This window comes from Mycobacterium noviomagense (assembly GCF_010731635.1).
In the GTDB taxonomy this organism is placed as follows: Bacteria; Actinomycetota; Actinomycetes; order Mycobacteriales; family Mycobacteriaceae; genus Mycobacterium; species Mycobacterium noviomagense.
The window spans coordinates 1,835,537-1,850,677 of the sequence record NZ_AP022583.1 but is presented as its reverse complement, the minus strand read 5'-3'; the positions used below and the strand labels follow the sequence as shown (position 1 = coordinate 1,850,677).

Genomic DNA, 15,141 nt, shown 5'->3' with positions numbered 1-15,141 from the left:
GGTCAAGCGGTGAGGGTCCGGCGGCCCTTACGACGCCGGTTGGACACAATGGCGCGTCCAGCACGGGTTCGCATCCGCAGCCGGAAGCCATGCACGCGGGCTCGGCGCCGGTTGTTCGGCTGGAAGGTCCGCTTGCCCTTGGCCACGGCTCACTCCTCGTCGCATCTGGTATCGGATCCGCCCGCGCACCTCATGCCGGTCGGACACGATGTCCGTAATGAAGTCCTTCACTGAGCCCGACAGGGCTCGGCGTCTTGCTGGCCAGCGCGGCCCCCGGGCGTATTGCCCGGATCGCAGCCGTATCGCCGACTTTCGGGCGACTGTTTGAGGGTACTGACGCGGCATCGCCGGGTCAAACTTGGTGCGGCGCTGCCCTGCGAGCTGTCAACCGGTTAACTCGTGCCACAGCTGCCACGTACCCGTGCGGGCCTTTCCCGACCAATTTCTATGAAGTCCACCGAATGTTGCAGAACGGTTGGCACTCGAACAGAAAACTGTTAGCTTCGGGCAAGCCGTTCCGGCCTGGGACGGCACCCGACAATGGAACGGGGGATGGCCGCTCGGCAAACTGCCCAGGCGACCCATAGTGGCTGCCTACGCGCGCGCTCTGCGGACTGTCCTCGATGGATGCGATACACCGACGGCTGTGCTGTCCACACCTGTGGATAACCATGTGGACAGTTTGCTGTCGCTACAGGTGGTTGTGGCAGGACCTGAAACCAGGGGGATCCGTCGTTGACCGATGATCCCGGTTCGAGTTTCGCAACGGTGTGGAACGCCGTCGTCTCCGAACTCAACGGAGAGGCACACTCCGAGCACGCAGCCACCAATGGCGACACCACCCCTCCCCTGACGCCCCAGCAAAGAGCTTGGTTGAACCTTGTGCAACCGCTCACAATTGTCGAGGGTTTTGCTTTGCTGTCGGTTCCGAGCAGCTTTGTTCAAAACGAGATCGAGCGGCACCTGCGCACCCAGATCACCGATGCGCTCAGCCGCCGGCTCGGCCAACCCATCCAACTGGGTGTGCGCATCGCCCCGCCAGAGACCACCGAGGTCGACGACGGCGTCCCGCAACCAGAGGACGCCTCACTCGACACCGACGAAGTAGACGAAGACAGTGAGGCTCTGGCGAGCGCACACGAAAACTGGCCGACCTACTTCACCGAACGGCCACACAGCAACGACGCTGCGGCGGCTGGTGGAACGAGTTTGAACCGGCGCTACACGTTCGACACCTTCGTCATCGGCGCGTCGAACCGGTTCGCTCATGCGGCCGCCCTGGCGATCGCAGAAGCCCCGGCCCGCGCCTACAACCCACTGTTCATCTGGGGAGAATCGGGACTGGGCAAGACGCATCTGTTGCACGCCGCGGGTAACTACGCACAACGCCTGTTTCCCGGCATGCGGGTCAAGTACGTCTCCACCGAAGAGTTCACCAACGACTTCATCAACTCGCTGCGTGATGACCGCAAGGTCGCATTCAAACGCAGCTACCGCGATGTCGATGTGCTGTTGGTCGACGACATCCAGTTCATCGAAGGCAAGGAAGGTATCCAGGAGGAGTTCTTCCACACCTTCAATACCCTGCACAACGCCAACAAGCAGATCGTCATCTCCTCGGACCGGCCACCCAAACAGCTCGCCACGCTCGAGGATCGGCTGCGCACCCGGTTCGAGTGGGGGCTGATCACCGACGTACAGCCGCCCGAGCTGGAAACCCGCATCGCCATCCTGCGCAAAAAAGCGCAAATGGAGCGGCTCGCCGTACCCGATGATGTGCTCGAGCTCATCGCCAGCAGCATCGAGCGCAACATCCGGGAGCTCGAGGGCGCGCTGATCCGAGTGACAGCGTTTGCGTCGCTGAACAAGACGCCGATCGACAAGGCGTTGGCGGAGATCGTATTACGCGACCTGATCGCCGATGCCAGCACGATGCAGATCAGCGCAGCCACCATCATGGCGGCCACGGCCGAATACTTCGACACCACGGTCGAAGAACTCCGCGGGCCCGGCAAGACCCGGGCGCTGGCCCAGTCGCGACAAATCGCGATGTATCTGTGCCGAGAGCTCACCGATCTGTCGCTACCAAAGATCGGTCAGGCATTCGACCGCGACCACACCACAGTGATGTATGCCGAACGCAAGGTCCGCGGCGAGATGGCCGAACGCCAAGAAGTGTTCGACCACGTCAAAGAACTCACCACGCGCATCCGGCAGCGCTCCAAGCGCTGAGCATCTGGTTTCGCACACACCCGCACAGCCAATCCCGTCGGCCGGCGACTTCGCGTCACCTGTCAGCCGCTCCCAGCGCTGTGTGCACAAGCATGTGGACAAAGACACTGTTGCTCGGCCTCGACGTGAACAACATGGTGGTATCCCCAGCGCCGCACAGAAACCACACAGCCGTCACCGCCGTCTTCCACAACGCGCCGGCGCCCTCACCAGCACTGCATCAGTGCTATCCACAAACTGCACAGGCCTTAATACTGTTACTGAGATCTCTCCGTAGTTTCTTCTTCGAAGAACGGCCTTGGGACACTCGCTTTCCACACGGTCGCGAGCGTTGAGATCAACCAATGTCACCCCCGCTGATTAGCTTTCAAGATGACGCCGGACGCTCTACGGTTGTTCTTCGACTGCCGATTACGGTCGCCACAGCCGACTAGCGGCCGCAGGCGTTCGTCACCGGAGGATCCTCGTTCGCGGGGACAGGTAGCCGCTGACTTTGAGTTCGTTGTGACGAGGTGATGAAGGGACCGCTATGAATGTGGCGACGACGAAGGTAGGCCTCAACGACTTGAAGTTTCGCTTGGTGCGCGACGACTTCGCCGAAGCGGTAGCGTGGGTGGCCCGGAACCTGCCGACCAGGCCGACGGTGCCGGTGCTTGCCGGAGTACTGCTGACCGGATCCGAAGACGGGCTGGTGATCTCCGGTTTCGACTACGAGGTTTCCGCCGAAGTCCGGGTGGCCGCTGAAATAGCCTCTCCGGGAACGGTTTTGGTGTCCGGAAGATTGTTGTCAGACATCACTCGCGCTTTGCCGGACCGGCCGGTCGACTTTCATGTGGACGGTACTCGGGTGTCGTTGACCTGCGGAAGCGCCCGATTCTCGCTGCCGACCATGGCTGTCGAGGACTACCCCGCGTTACCGACTCTGCCGGAGGAGACCGGCAGGCTGCCGTCTGAGGTATTCGCCGAAGCGATCAGCCAAGTTGCTGTGGCGGCGGGCCGAGACGACACGTTGCCGATGTTGACCGGTATCCGGGTGGAGATTTCGGGCGAAACAGTGGTTTTGGCCGCAACCGACCGGTTCCGGTTGGCGGTGCGTGAACTGACCTGGTCGGCGGTGTCACCCGATATCGAGGCGGCGGTACTCGTGCCGGCCAAGACGCTGGCCGAAGCAGCCAAGGCCAGCCCCGACGGCTCGGAGGTACGGCTGTCGTTAGGCGCCGGGTCCGGAGTCGGAAGAGACGGCCTGTTGGGTATCAGCGGCAACGGCAAGCGCAGCACCACCCGCTTGCTTGACGCGGAGTTTCCCAAGTTTCGGCAATTGCTTCCGGCCGAGCACACTGCCGTGGCCACCGTTGGGGTGGCCGAATTGACCGAAGCGATCAAGCGCGTTGCGTTAGTGGCTGAGCGCGGAGCACAAATCCGGATGGAATTCGCCGACGGGCTGCTGCGGCTGTCTGCCGGCGCCGACGATGTCGGTCGCGCGGAAGAGGACTTGGCGGTCGAGTTCGCCGGTGACCCGCTGACCATTGCGTTCAACCCGACGTATTTGACCGACGGGCTGGGTTCGCTGCATTCGGAGCGAGTGTCGTTCGGCTTTACCACGCCGAGTCGACCCGCGGTGTTGCGTCCGGCATCCGATGACGACCCCCACCCGGAAGGCTCTGGCCCCTACCCCGCTGTCCAGAGCCAATACGTCTATCTGTTAATGCCTGTGCGCCTGCCGGGGTAGTACACAGCAGTGTTCGTCCGGTATTTGGGATTGCGCGACTTCCGGTCGTGGGCCCGCGCGGAGCTGGAATTGCAGCCGGGGCGCACAGTTTTTGTCGGTCCCAACGGGTATGGCAAGACGAATCTCATTGAGGCGCTGTGGTATTCGTCGACGTTGGCTTCGCACCGGGTAGCCACGGACGCCCCGCTGGTGCGAAGTGGTGCGCCTCGAGCAGTGATCTCGACGATAGTGGTCAACGAGGGCCGCGAATGTGCGGTCGACGTGGAGATCGCGTCCGGGCGGGCCAACAAGGCGCGGTTGAACCGGTCGCCGGTGCGCAGCACCCGGGAAGTGGTCGGGGTGTTACGCGTGGTGTTGTTCGCCCCCGAGGATCTGGCGTTGGTGCGGGGGGACCCGATGGATCGTCGTCGCTACCTTGATGACCTGGCGACGTTGCGCCGGCCGCGGATCGCGGCGGTGCGCGCGGACTATGACAAGGTGCTGCGCCAGCGCACCGCGCTGCTGAAGACGGCGAGTGGTGCTCGACAACGCGGCGATCCGGGCGTACTGGAGACACTTGATGTTTGGGACGGTCGACTGGCCGCGCACGGCGCCGAGCTGATGGCCGCACGCATCGACCTGGTCAACGAACTAGTTCCCGAAGTTGCGAAGACCTACCAGCTGTTGGCGCCGGGGCCCAAAGCCGCCTCGATCGGTTATCGCGCCAGCGTAGATCTGGGCGTGGACGGACAAGTAGACTCCGGCTTTCTGGAAGCTGCGTTGCTGTCGGCGTTGGCGCAGCGGCGAAATGCTGAGCTGGAACGCGGCGTGTGTTTGGTGGGCCCGCATCGTGACGACTTGGAGTTACAACTCGGTGACCAGCCGGCCAAGGGTTTTGCCAGCCACGGAGAAGCGTGGTCGTTGGCATTGGCGTTGCGCCTTGCGGCCTACGAATTGTTGCGCGGCGAGGGTAGCGACCCGGTGTTGTTGCTTGACGACGTGTTCGCCGAACTCGACACCGCGCGGCGTCGGGCATTGGCAACCGCCGCGGCGTCGGCCGAGCAGGTGTTGGTGACCGCTGCGGTGGCCGACGACATCCCGGCGGGGTGGGATGCCCGGCAGGTGGCGATCCAGTTGCGCGACGACGACAGTGGACGAGTCTCGGTGGTGCAGACATGACCGACAATGACAATGAACTCGAGCCGGTTCGGCCCGCCGATCTGGACTTGGTGCGGCGCACGCTCGAGGAAGCCCGGGAAGCGGCGCGGCTGCGCGGCCATGATGTGGGGCGCGGGCGTTCAGTGCCGACTCCGCGCAGGGTGGCCGGTGCCGGGAGCCGACGAAGTTGGTCGGGGCCCGGCCCCGATCGTCGGGACCCGCAGCCACTCGGTCGGGTAGCGCGGGATGTGGCGAAAAAGCGGGGCTGGTCGTCGCGGGTGGCCGAAGGCACGGTGCTTGGGCAGTGGGCATCAGTGGTGGGCCAACAGATCGCCGAGCACGCCACCCCCACCGGGCTGAGCGACGGCGTCTTGAAGGTCTCAGCGGAATCGACCGCCTGGGCCACCCAGTTGCGGATCATCCAAGCCCAACTTCTGGCGAAGATCGCTGCCGCGGTCGGCGACGGCGTAGTGACCACGCTCAAAATTTCGGGACCGGCGGCGCCGTCATGGCGGAAGGGACCGCTGCACATCGCCGGCCGAGGCCCGCGCGACACCTACGGCTGAGGCAAGCGTCGGCGGTCCGAAAATGATGGGCTGAGAGCCGCTAGAAGCAGGGTGATCGCCCTCACGAGCGTCAGGACGCGGCTGTACTCGCGATGGCGAACACACGGCGCGGCCAGATAGGTAGAAACGCCCCGGGAAAATCGGTGCTGTCGGCCGGTAACGGTAGACTGGAGCCACGATGCTGCTGCGGTGACTGGACCGCTCGCATGCGACCCCCAAGGAGACCTTTCCGACCGTGGCTGCCCAGAAGAAGAAAGCACCAGCGAAGTACGGCGCCCAATCCATCACCATTCTCGAAGGGCTGGAGGCCGTGCGCAAACGGCCGGGCATGTACATCGGCTCCACCGGCGAGCGTGGGCTGCACCACCTTATCTGGGAGGTTGTGGACAACGCTGTCGACGAGGCGATGGCCGGTTACGCCACCCGAGTCGACGTGCGGTTGCTTGAAGATGGCGGTGTCGAAGTCACCGACAACGGCCGCGGAATTCCGGTCGAGATGCACGCGTCGGGCATCCCGACCGTCGACGTGGTGATGACCCAGCTGCACGCCGGCGGAAAGTTCGACTCGGATGCGTACGCGGTCTCGGGTGGTCTGCACGGCGTCGGGGTGTCCGTGGTCAACGCGCTGTCGACCCGGCTGGAAGTAGAGATCTGCACCGACGGCTACGAGTGGTTCCAGTTCTACGACCACTCGGTGCCCGGCACGCTCAAGCAGGGAGCGAAGACCACAAAGACCGGCTCGACGGTGCGGTTCTGGGCCGACCCGACGGTGTTCGAGACCACCGAGTACGACTTCGAGACCGTCGCACGCCGGCTGCAGGAGATGGCGTTTCTGAACAAGGGCCTGACGATCACGCTCACCGACGAGCGGGTGTCCGAGGAAGAGGTGGTCGACGAGGTCGTCAGCGACACCGCCGAAGCGCCGAAGACCGCCGAGGAGAGGGCGGCCGAGAAGGCGGCGCCACACAAGGTCAAAAAGCGTGAGTTCCACTACCCCGGCGGGCTCGTCGACTTCGTCAAGCACATCAACCGCACCAAGCAGCCGATCCACAACACCATCGTCGACTTCCAAGGCAAGGGCGACGGCCACGAGGTCGAGATCGCGATGCAGTGGAACGCCGGCTACTCCGAGTCCGTGCACACGTTCGCCAACACCATCAACACCCATGAGGGCGGCACCCACGAGGAAGGCTTCCGCGCGGCGTTGACCTCGGTGGTCAACAAGTACGCCAAAGACCGAAAGCTGTTGAAAGACAAGGATCCGAACCTCACCGGGGACGACATCCGAGAAGGTTTGGCCGCGGTCATCTCGGTCAAGGTGGCCGAGCCGCAATTCGAGGGTCAGACCAAGACCAAACTCGGCAACACCGAGATCAAGTCGTTCGTGCAGAAGGTATGCAACGAACAGCTCACCCACTGGTTCGAGTCCAACCCGTCGGACGCCAAGACCGTCGTCAACAAAGCGGTGTCGTCGGCGCAGGCACGGATCGCCGCGCGCAAGGCTCGAGAACTGGTGCGCCGCAAGACCGCTACCGACATCGGCGGGCTGCCGGGCAAGCTGGCCGACTGCCGCTCCACCGATCCCCGCAAGTCGGAACTGTATGTGGTGGAAGGTGATTCGGCTGGCGGTTCGGCCAAGAGCGGCCGGGACTCGATGTTCCAGGCGATTCTTCCCTTGCGCGGCAAGATCATCAACGTCGAGAAGGCCCGCATCGACCGGGTGCTGAAGAACACCGAAGTGCAGGCGATCATCACCGCGCTGGGTACCGGGATTCACGACGAGTTCGACATTTCCAAGTTGCGCTACCACAAGATCGTGTTGATGGCCGACGCCGATGTGGACGGCCAGCACATCTCGACGCTGCTGTTGACGTTGCTGTTCCGGTTCATGCGGCCGCTGATCGAAAACGGTCACGTGTTCTTGGCGCAGCCGCCGCTGTACAAGCTGAAATGGCAGCGCGCCGAACCGGAATTCGCCTACTCCGACCGCGAACGCGACGGACTGCTGGAGGCTGGGCTGAAAGCCGGCAAGAAGATCAACAAGGACGACGGCATCCAGCGCTACAAGGGTCTCGGTGAAATGGACGCCAAGGAGTTGTGGGAAACCACGATGGACCCTGCGGTGCGGGTGTTGCGCCAAGTCACGCTCGACGACGCTGCCGCGGCCGACGAGCTGTTCTCCATCCTGATGGGCGAGGACGTCGACGCCCGGCGCAGCTTTATCACCCGCAACGCCAAGGATGTTCGCTTCCTTGACGTCTGAGCGGCCGGGGCCAGCCCTATCGGTGAACGAGGAATAGATGACAGACACCACGCTGCCGCCTGGGGATGATTCCACCGAGCGGATCGAACCGGTCGACATCCAGCAGGAGATGCAGCGCAGCTACATCGATTACGCGATGAGCGTGATCGTCGGTCGTGCGCTGCCCGAAGTGCGCGACGGCCTCAAGCCCGTGCACCGTCGGGTGCTCTACGCGATGTTCGACTCGGGTTTCCGCCCGGATCGCAGCCACGCCAAGTCCGCCCGGTCGGTCGCCGAAACGATGGGCAACTACCACCCGCACGGTGACGCATCGATCTACGACACCCTGGTGCGGATGGCGCAGCCGTGGTCGCTGCGCTACCCGCTGGTCGACGGTCAGGGCAACTTCGGCTCCCCCGGCAATGACCCGCCGGCCGCGATGAGGTACTGCCTTACTGCAGATGCGTTGGTGCGTTTGCCTTTTGGGCAATCAGTTCGGATCGGCGATGTGGTGCCAGACGCTCTGCCGAACTCCGACAACCCCGTCGAACTGAAGGTCATTGATCGACATGGCAATCCTGTCGCGGCGGACTGCTTGTTGCACTCGGGCGAGCACCAGACGTACAAGGTGCGTACGGCCGAGGGCTATGAAGTCACCGGCACCGCGAACCACCCGCTGCTGTGCTTGGTCGATGTCGGTGGCGTGCCCACGCTGCTCTGGAGACTGATCGAAGAGATCCACGCCGACGACTACGTAGTGCTGCAAAGAACGCCGCCGACCGAGTTGGGTCCCGCGGACTGGCAAACGACGCTGGAAGCGCTCTTGCTGGGGGCTTCCATCAGCGCGGGCTTTGCCTCAGATAGACGCGCTGGCTTCAACAACCTCGACCGCGATTACTTCGGCATGGTGGTCGCCGCCTACGACGCAGTCGTGGGCGGGCAGCGTTATGTGTCGCGCCGCCAAATTGCGTCTGGCTCGCAACTGTACGAGCTCGATATTCAGAACCTGACCGCGCTGAAACGCAGCCGCCTAGGTGAGCTCGCAGGCCAGCGATCCGACCAGAAGCTCGTACCCGAGTGGCTCTGGCAATCGGCGGCCGCCGTCAAGCGGGTGTTTCTGCAGGCGCTGTTCGAAGGCGACGGATCATGTTCTGTATTGCCACGCAACAGAATCCAAGTTTCCTATTCGACACGCAGCGAGCGGCTTGCAGCCGATGTTCAGCAGATGCTGCTCGAGTTCGGAGTTATTTCGCGCCGCTACCGGCACGCCGTCGGTGAGCACAAGGTCGTCATCACGAACCGCGCGCAGGCAGAGCTGTTTGCAAGACAAATCGGATTCGGTGGCGCAAAACAGAAGAAACTGCTCGGCATCTTGGAAGCTTTTCCGCCCCACGCTGGCCGGGATAGCGACCACGTGCCCGGCCTCGCCGAATTTATCCGGCAACACGGCGGCGGGCGGTGGATCGACCGCGACTGGCTGATTCGCCACAACGTCGACAACATCCAGCGCTGGCGCACCGGCGGCAAGCAGATCCTGGACCGAATCGCCGATCCTGACGTGCGTGCGATCGCCACCGAACTGACGGATGGCCGGTTCTACTACGCCAAGGTCGCGAGTGTTACCGACGCCGGCATCCAACCGGTGTACAGCCTGCGTGTCGACACCGACGACCACGCATTCATCACCAACGGCTTCGTCAGCCACAACACCGAGGCTCGGCTCACGCCGCTGGCGATGGAGATGCTGCGTGAAATCGACGAGGAGACAGTCGATTTCATCCCTAACTATGACGGCCGGGTCCAAGAACCGACGGTACTGCCCAGCCGGTTCCCCAACCTGCTGGCCAACGGCTCAGGCGGCATCGCGGTCGGCATGGCCACCAACATCCCGCCGCACAACCTGCGCGAGCTGGCTGAAGCGGTGTTCTGGTGTCTGGAGAACTTCGACGCCGACGAAGAAGCGACGCTGGCCGCGGTCACCGAACGGGTCAAAGGCCCCGACTTCCCCACCGCCGGGCTGATCGTCGGCAGTCAGGGCATCACCGAGGCGTACACCACAGGGCGCGGTTCGATCCGGATGCGCGGTGTGGCCGAGATCGAGGAAATCGCAAGGGGCCGAACGGGCCTCGTCATCACCGAGTTGCCGTACCAGGTCAACCACGACAACTTCATCACCTCGATCGCCGAACAGGTCCGCGACGGCAAGCTCTCCGGGATCGCCAACATCGAAGACCAGAGCAGCGACCGGGTGGGGCTGCGCATCGTCATCGAGCTCAAACGCGACGCGGTCGCCAAGGTCGTGCTCAACAACCTCTATAAGCACACCCAGCTGCAGACCAGCTTCGGCGCCAACATGTTGGCGATTGTCGACGGGGTGCCGCGCACGCTGCGGCTGGATCAACTGATCCGCCATTACGTCGACCACCAGCTCGACGTGATCGTGCGGCGCACCCGATACCGGTTGCGCAAGGCCAGCGAACGTGCCCACATCCTGCGCGGGCTGGTCAAGGCGCTCGACGCGCTCGACGAAGTGATCGCGCTGATCCGGGCATCCGAGACCGTCGACATCGCTCGACAAGGCCTGATCGAGCTGCTCGACATCGACGAGATCCAGGCCCAGGCGATCCTCGACATGCAGTTGCGCCGCCTGGCAGCCCTGGAGCGTCAGCGCATCGTCGACGACCTGGCCAAGATCGAGGCCGAGATCGCCGACCTGGAGGACATTCTCGCGAAGCCGGAGCGGCAGCGCGGCATCGTGCGCGACGAGCTGGCCGAGATCGTCGAGAAACACGGCGACGACCGTCGCACCCGGATCGTGGCCGCCGACGGCGACGTCAGCGACGAAGATCTGATCGCCCGCGAGGACGTCGTCGTCACCATCACCGAAACCGGCTACGCCAAGCGCACCAAGACCGACCTGTACCGCAGCCAGAAACGCGGCGGCAAAGGCGTGCAGGGCGCCGGCCTCAAACAAGACGACATCGTCGCCCACTTCTTCGTGTGCTCCACGCACGACTGGATCCTGTTCTTCACCAGCCAGGGCCGGGTGTATCGGGCCAAGGCCTACGAGCTGCCGGAGGCCTCCCGCACAGCGCGCGGCCAGCACGTCGCGAACCTGCTGGCGTTCCAGCCGGAGGAGCGCATTGCGCAGGTCATCCGGATCCGCGGCTACACCGACGCGCCATATCTTGTGCTGGCGACCCGCAACGGCTTGGTCAAGAAGAGCAGGCTCACCGAGTTCGACTCCAACCGCTCCGGCGGAATTGTCGCAATCAACCTGCGTGACGGCGACGAACTGGTTGGCGCGGTGCTGTGTTCGGCCGACGACGACCTGCTGCTGGTGTCGGCCAACGGTCAGTCGATTCGGTTCTCGGCCAACGACGACGCGCTGCGGCCGATGGGCCGAGCCACCTCGGGTGTGCAGGGCATGCGATTCAACACCGACGACCGGTTGCTGTCACTGAACGTGGTCCGCGAAGGCACCTATTTATTGGTCGCCACCTCCGGGGGCTACGCCAAGCGCACCGCGATCGAGGAGTACCCGGTCCAAGGGCGCGGCGGCAAGGGAGTGCTGACCATCCAGTACGACCCGCGGCGTGGCAAGCTGGTCGGGGCATTGATCGTCGACGACCAGACCGAGGTCTACGCCATCACCTCCGGCGGCGGGGTGATCCGGACGGCGGCGCGGCAGGTCCGCAAGGCCGGACGCCAGACCAAAGGTGTGCGGTTGATGAACTTGGGTGAGGGCGACACACTGATAGCCATCGCACGCAATGCCGAAGAAGCCGAAGTAAGCGACGACGATCCGGGTCCCTAGGCTGTGACGATACGATCCCCGAGGTGGGTATTCCCCGCTAGCGGGGCCAGAGCCGGGCAGTCCCACTCAACCCGGCACGTAAGCGACCGCCACCACCGCCCGGGCGGCCCGGGTGTAGACGTAAGGAGCCGGGGGTGACTTCACCGAACGAGCCGGGACACTCCGGGCCCGGCGAAAACCCGGGCGACCGCAATGGTTCACCTGAGCACAGCGGCGCACACCGATCCGCGCCCCGACCGGCCCCCGGCCACGCCACCGACACTGGCAACGTGCCGCCGTGGCAGCGTCGGCCCGACCGGCCCCGTCCGCCGCAACGTTCGACGCCCGAAACCTCGGCGTCGTCCGAACCACGCTCCGGCGGGCATTCAGGCACGGTCGAAGGTCGCGTGAACCGCTTCATTACGGGCACCGCCGCGCCGGCCGCATTCACCCAGAAGCGGGCCGACGCCGCGCCAGCTCGGCCGGAGCACACGAGCGCCCCCGAGCACGATGCCGAACACGCGCCGGCGCGCGGCGACGGGCGCCATGCCGACGCGTATGCCAGCGAGCTGCCCGACCTGTCCAGGCCGGCTCCCCGGCCGGCGCAGCGCCAACCCGCCTCGGATCACCCGACAGACACCGCCAACCCACCGGCGTCGAGCCGGTCCACCGCAGCAGAGCCACGCCTGCAAGTGGCCCGCCGAGCCCGCGGGCCGGTCCGGGCCAGCATGCAGATCCGCCGCATCGATCCCTGGAGCACGTTGAAGGTGTCGCTGGTGCTGTCGGTGGCGCTGTTCTTTGTCTGGATGATCGCGGTGGCGTTCCTCTACCTGGTGCTGGGCGGCATGGGTGTGTGGAGCAAGCTCAACAGCAATGTCGGCGACCTGCTCACCAACGCCAACGGCGGCAGTACCGGCGAGCTGGTGTCCAGCGGCACGATCTTCGGCGGCGCGGTACTGATCGGACTGGTCAACATCGTGCTGCTGACAGCGGGGGCCACCATCGGCGCTTTCATCTACAACCTCACCACGGACCTGATCGGCGGCATCGAGGTGACGCTGGCAGACCGGGATTAGGTTTTGGGGAGTGGGCGGCGATTGCGGTAATCTCGTCGCTCGGCCGCACGTCAGTACGGGCCTATAGCTCAGGCGGTTAGAGCGCTTCGCTGATAACGAAGAGGTCGGAGGTTCGAGTCCTCCTAGGCCCACCACCATGTGTTCATCCCGACGCGCCGTACGACTTGCGGTGCTGCTCGCCGCGATCACGGTGGTGGCGGGGGTGATGCGATCCCGACGCCGCGTCGAGGTATGGCATGTGGCCGCTGACCACACCACGGGTCACCACCCGGGGCCTTAGCTCAGTTGGTAGAGCGCTGCCTTTGCAAGGCAGAAGTCAGGGGTTCGAATCCCCTAGGCTCCACAATTGTGATGAGTCGAGTCATGGGTTACACATGAGTCGCGTCATTGGTTACAGATTCCCCGGCCATCGGCCGGGGTTTTTCTATTCGTTGCGCCAACTATGTTGTCGAACCAACTCTGCGCAAGGCACTCCGTCGTCCTAAAGGGCATGACACATTATTCGCAGGCCACGCTATCGCCGTCGCGGTCAAGTTCCGATAAATCGAAGCGCGGTCAACTCTGTGTCCGCGCGGTTATTCGAGATGAGCGAAGTTCCCATCGGACAAGGTCTATCGCCATGATGACGGCGGGGTCGTCGGGGTTGAGCCCCTCAGCTCGGCACCATTTGGAACCCTTGGCAGTCGCATCACGTCCAACCAGGCATGGAAAGAAGCGAAGAGGTCGACGCGCTGCGGGCTGACGCTATGCCGCGGAACCGCGGCGCGCCCATACCTGTTCGGCGCTTCCCGCGGCTAGCCCGCATCAACGCGCCGTCGGCCAGGCGGGTGTCGGGGCATATCGACAACCTGCGCCGCAGCGTCGACCCCAAGCACGACCTCGCGGACGCGAGACTTACGCCAGGCTATGACCATCTGAAGCAGCTCGTCTGGATCTGTCGGCGCCGCTGCAATTATGGCGGCCGCTAGTTCGTTCCGTCGGGCATTTGCACCCGCGCCGTTTGCGATCTCGACTAGTTGGTCGAGGCGTCGGTCGGCCGGGAAGGGCCAGCTGAACGCAGCCGGTTTGGTAACGGTTCTCGAGGCAAGCGCGTTCGCGTCGATCAGTACGCCCTGCTTATCCGACATATCACCTCGCTCGGCGCGCCTAAGTCGCTGCTTTGTATTTAGGCAATATCATCCAGATACTCACTAAAAATATTCATTAGGAACAGAGTATGCGCGAACCCGCCCTGTTGTTCGAGCCGATCGTCGACATCCGTGACGTGCTCGAGTCCTTCCTCGTCAACGAGGTCGTCGTGACCGATTGGCAAGAGACCCTGGCGGCGGCGGCAGCTCGGCTGTCAGAACTCGGTCGCGCATGGTCCGATACGGACCTACTTGAACTCGCCCGTGTCACACAAGAGCTATCTGCGGAGCGCCTCGATGCAGATTCGGCGCTCGTCAGGATCGCGGCTGACGGTGCCGCAAAAATGTTAGACCAGGCGCGTGTTCCAGGTGTGCCCCGTCCGGAAGACGACGACTGGGCGTTCTAGCCCGACTTCATTGTTCGGACGGCCGCCAGGCATGCTACGGCTGTCGCGCCAGCCGCGCGAAGCGCCCGCGCGGTTTCCTCAGCCGTTGCCCCGCTGGTGTACACGTCATCGACGATCAGCACGTGCTGTCCTGAAATGTCCACGGGACAACGAAATTGGCCCTCAAGTGCCGCTGCGCGATCCGCCGGCGGAATGGTCTTGGCCGGCGCGCGGAATGCCTGTAGCGACTCGCAGCGCACAATCGGGACACCGCCGCGGTCACGGGCAACTGTTGCAGCAAGACGGGCGCCAAAGCTCGCCACCTTTGCATCGTGCCCTGGTACGGATGCAATCGCGTCGACGTCCTTCAGGAGAGGGTGATGCGCGACGAACTCGGTTATCTCCTCGGCGATCGCTAGACCGAGCACCCGCTGCCTCTCGGGATCGGCCCGATACCAATACTTGGCACGGTGTACGAGATCAGCGAGATCCGTATGTGGACCAAGTTTGTCGTCAACGATCTTGTTGTACCAATCCAGTGCTATGGCGAAGTCGACCGAATCTCCGCAAGGGACAATCACGGCACCGCGCAGCAACTCCAGGAGAGCAGACGTCCCAGCCGTCGGAGCGGGGCCCGCACCGTCCAGATGGTGAACATTAATGAAAACACCACTTCGCGTGTAGCTGTGATCCGTCAGCATGACTTGTTTGATGGCGTCTTCTGGACCCGTCACTGTCAACCTGTGTCCGCCGGATGGCATCCGCTGGTGGCTGTAATCAGTGACGTAGGAGCCGCCCCGGTTGCTGGGGCCGCTTTGGGACAAATCTCTTATTACCATCTACCCTGCTC

At 63.8% G+C, this 15,141-nt stretch carries 10 protein-coding genes, 2 tRNA genes and 1 pseudogene; 10 read left to right on the top strand and 3 right to left on the bottom strand.

Annotated features, from left to right (window positions below):
* Window positions 1-2: 2 nt before the first annotated feature.
* The gene (gene rpmH / locus G6N15_RS08480) at window positions 3-146 is read right to left on the bottom strand and encodes a 50S ribosomal protein L34 (protein ID WP_083088040.1); all 144 of its coding nucleotides are present in this window, start codon (window positions 144-146) and stop codon (window positions 3-5) included.
* Window positions 147-735: 589 nt separating this feature from the next.
* Here rpmH and dnaA point away from each other — a divergent pair.
* The 9 genes from dnaA to G6N15_RS08435 all read left to right on the top strand — a co-directional run bounded on the left by dnaA (window position 736) and on the right by G6N15_RS08435 (window position 13,121).
* Window positions 736-2,232, top strand: a complete 1,497-nt coding sequence (dnaA, locus tag G6N15_RS08475; RefSeq protein ID WP_083088039.1) for a chromosomal replication initiator protein DnaA — start codon at window positions 736-738, stop codon at window positions 2,230-2,232.
* A gap of 529 nt (window positions 2,233-2,761) precedes the next feature.
* A complete protein-coding gene (gene dnaN, locus G6N15_RS08470; RefSeq protein ID WP_083088036.1) occupies window positions 2,762-3,961 on the top strand; it encodes a DNA polymerase III subunit beta in 1,200 nt (399 codons plus the stop codon).
* A gap of 9 nt (window positions 3,962-3,970) precedes the next feature.
* Window positions 3,971-5,119, top strand: coding sequence for a DNA replication/repair protein RecF (recF, locus tag G6N15_RS08465; RefSeq protein ID WP_083088034.1), 1,149 nt, complete (start codon window positions 3,971-3,973; stop codon window positions 5,117-5,119).
* Complete coding sequence (locus G6N15_RS08460) at window positions 5,116-5,664, top strand: DUF721 family protein (protein WP_083088033.1); 549 nt, start codon at window positions 5,116-5,118, stop codon at window positions 5,662-5,664. The genes recF and G6N15_RS08460 overlap by 4 nt, the downstream gene beginning before the upstream one ends.
* A 235-nt stretch (window positions 5,665-5,899) precedes the next feature.
* The gene (gene gyrB, locus G6N15_RS08455; protein ID WP_083088032.1) at window positions 5,900-7,927 is read left to right on the top strand and encodes a DNA topoisomerase (ATP-hydrolyzing) subunit B; all 2,028 of its coding nucleotides are present in this window, start codon (window positions 5,900-5,902) and stop codon (window positions 7,925-7,927) included.
* A 37-nt stretch (window positions 7,928-7,964) separates the two neighbouring features.
* Complete coding sequence (gyrA, locus tag G6N15_RS08450) at window positions 7,965-11,723, top strand: intein-containing DNA gyrase subunit A (RefSeq protein WP_083088031.1); 3,759 nt, start codon at window positions 7,965-7,967, stop codon at window positions 11,721-11,723.
* Window positions 11,724-11,857: 134 nt separating this feature from the next.
* Window positions 11,858-12,778, top strand: coding sequence for a DUF3566 domain-containing protein (locus tag G6N15_RS08445; protein ID WP_083088030.1), 921 nt, complete (start codon window positions 11,858-11,860; stop codon window positions 12,776-12,778).
* A gap of 57 nt (window positions 12,779-12,835) precedes the next feature.
* Window positions 12,836-12,912, top strand: a tRNA-Ile gene (locus G6N15_RS08440).
* 136 nt (window positions 12,913-13,048) lie between these two features.
* Window positions 13,049-13,121, top strand: a tRNA-Ala gene (locus G6N15_RS08435).
* Between the two features lie 155 nt (window positions 13,122-13,276).
* Here the strand turns inward: G6N15_RS08435 and G6N15_RS23775 are convergent.
* Window positions 13,277-13,330 (bottom strand): annotated as a pseudogene (locus G6N15_RS23775) (excalibur calcium-binding domain-containing protein); the annotation flags it as partial.
* A 664-nt stretch (window positions 13,331-13,994) separates the two neighbouring features.
* Between G6N15_RS23775 and G6N15_RS08425 the strand changes: the two are divergent.
* Entirely contained in the window at window positions 13,995-14,312 is a 318-nt protein-coding gene (locus G6N15_RS08425; protein WP_083088026.1) for a hypothetical protein, read from the top strand.
* Here G6N15_RS08425 and G6N15_RS08420 read toward each other — a convergent pair.
* The gene (locus G6N15_RS08420; RefSeq protein ID WP_232070439.1) at window positions 14,309-15,025 is read right to left on the bottom strand and encodes a phosphoribosyltransferase family protein; all 717 of its coding nucleotides are present in this window, start codon (window positions 15,023-15,025) and stop codon (window positions 14,309-14,311) included. The two genes, G6N15_RS08425 and G6N15_RS08420, sit on opposite strands and share 4 nt — an antisense overlap.
* Window positions 15,026-15,141 lie beyond the last annotated feature (116 nt).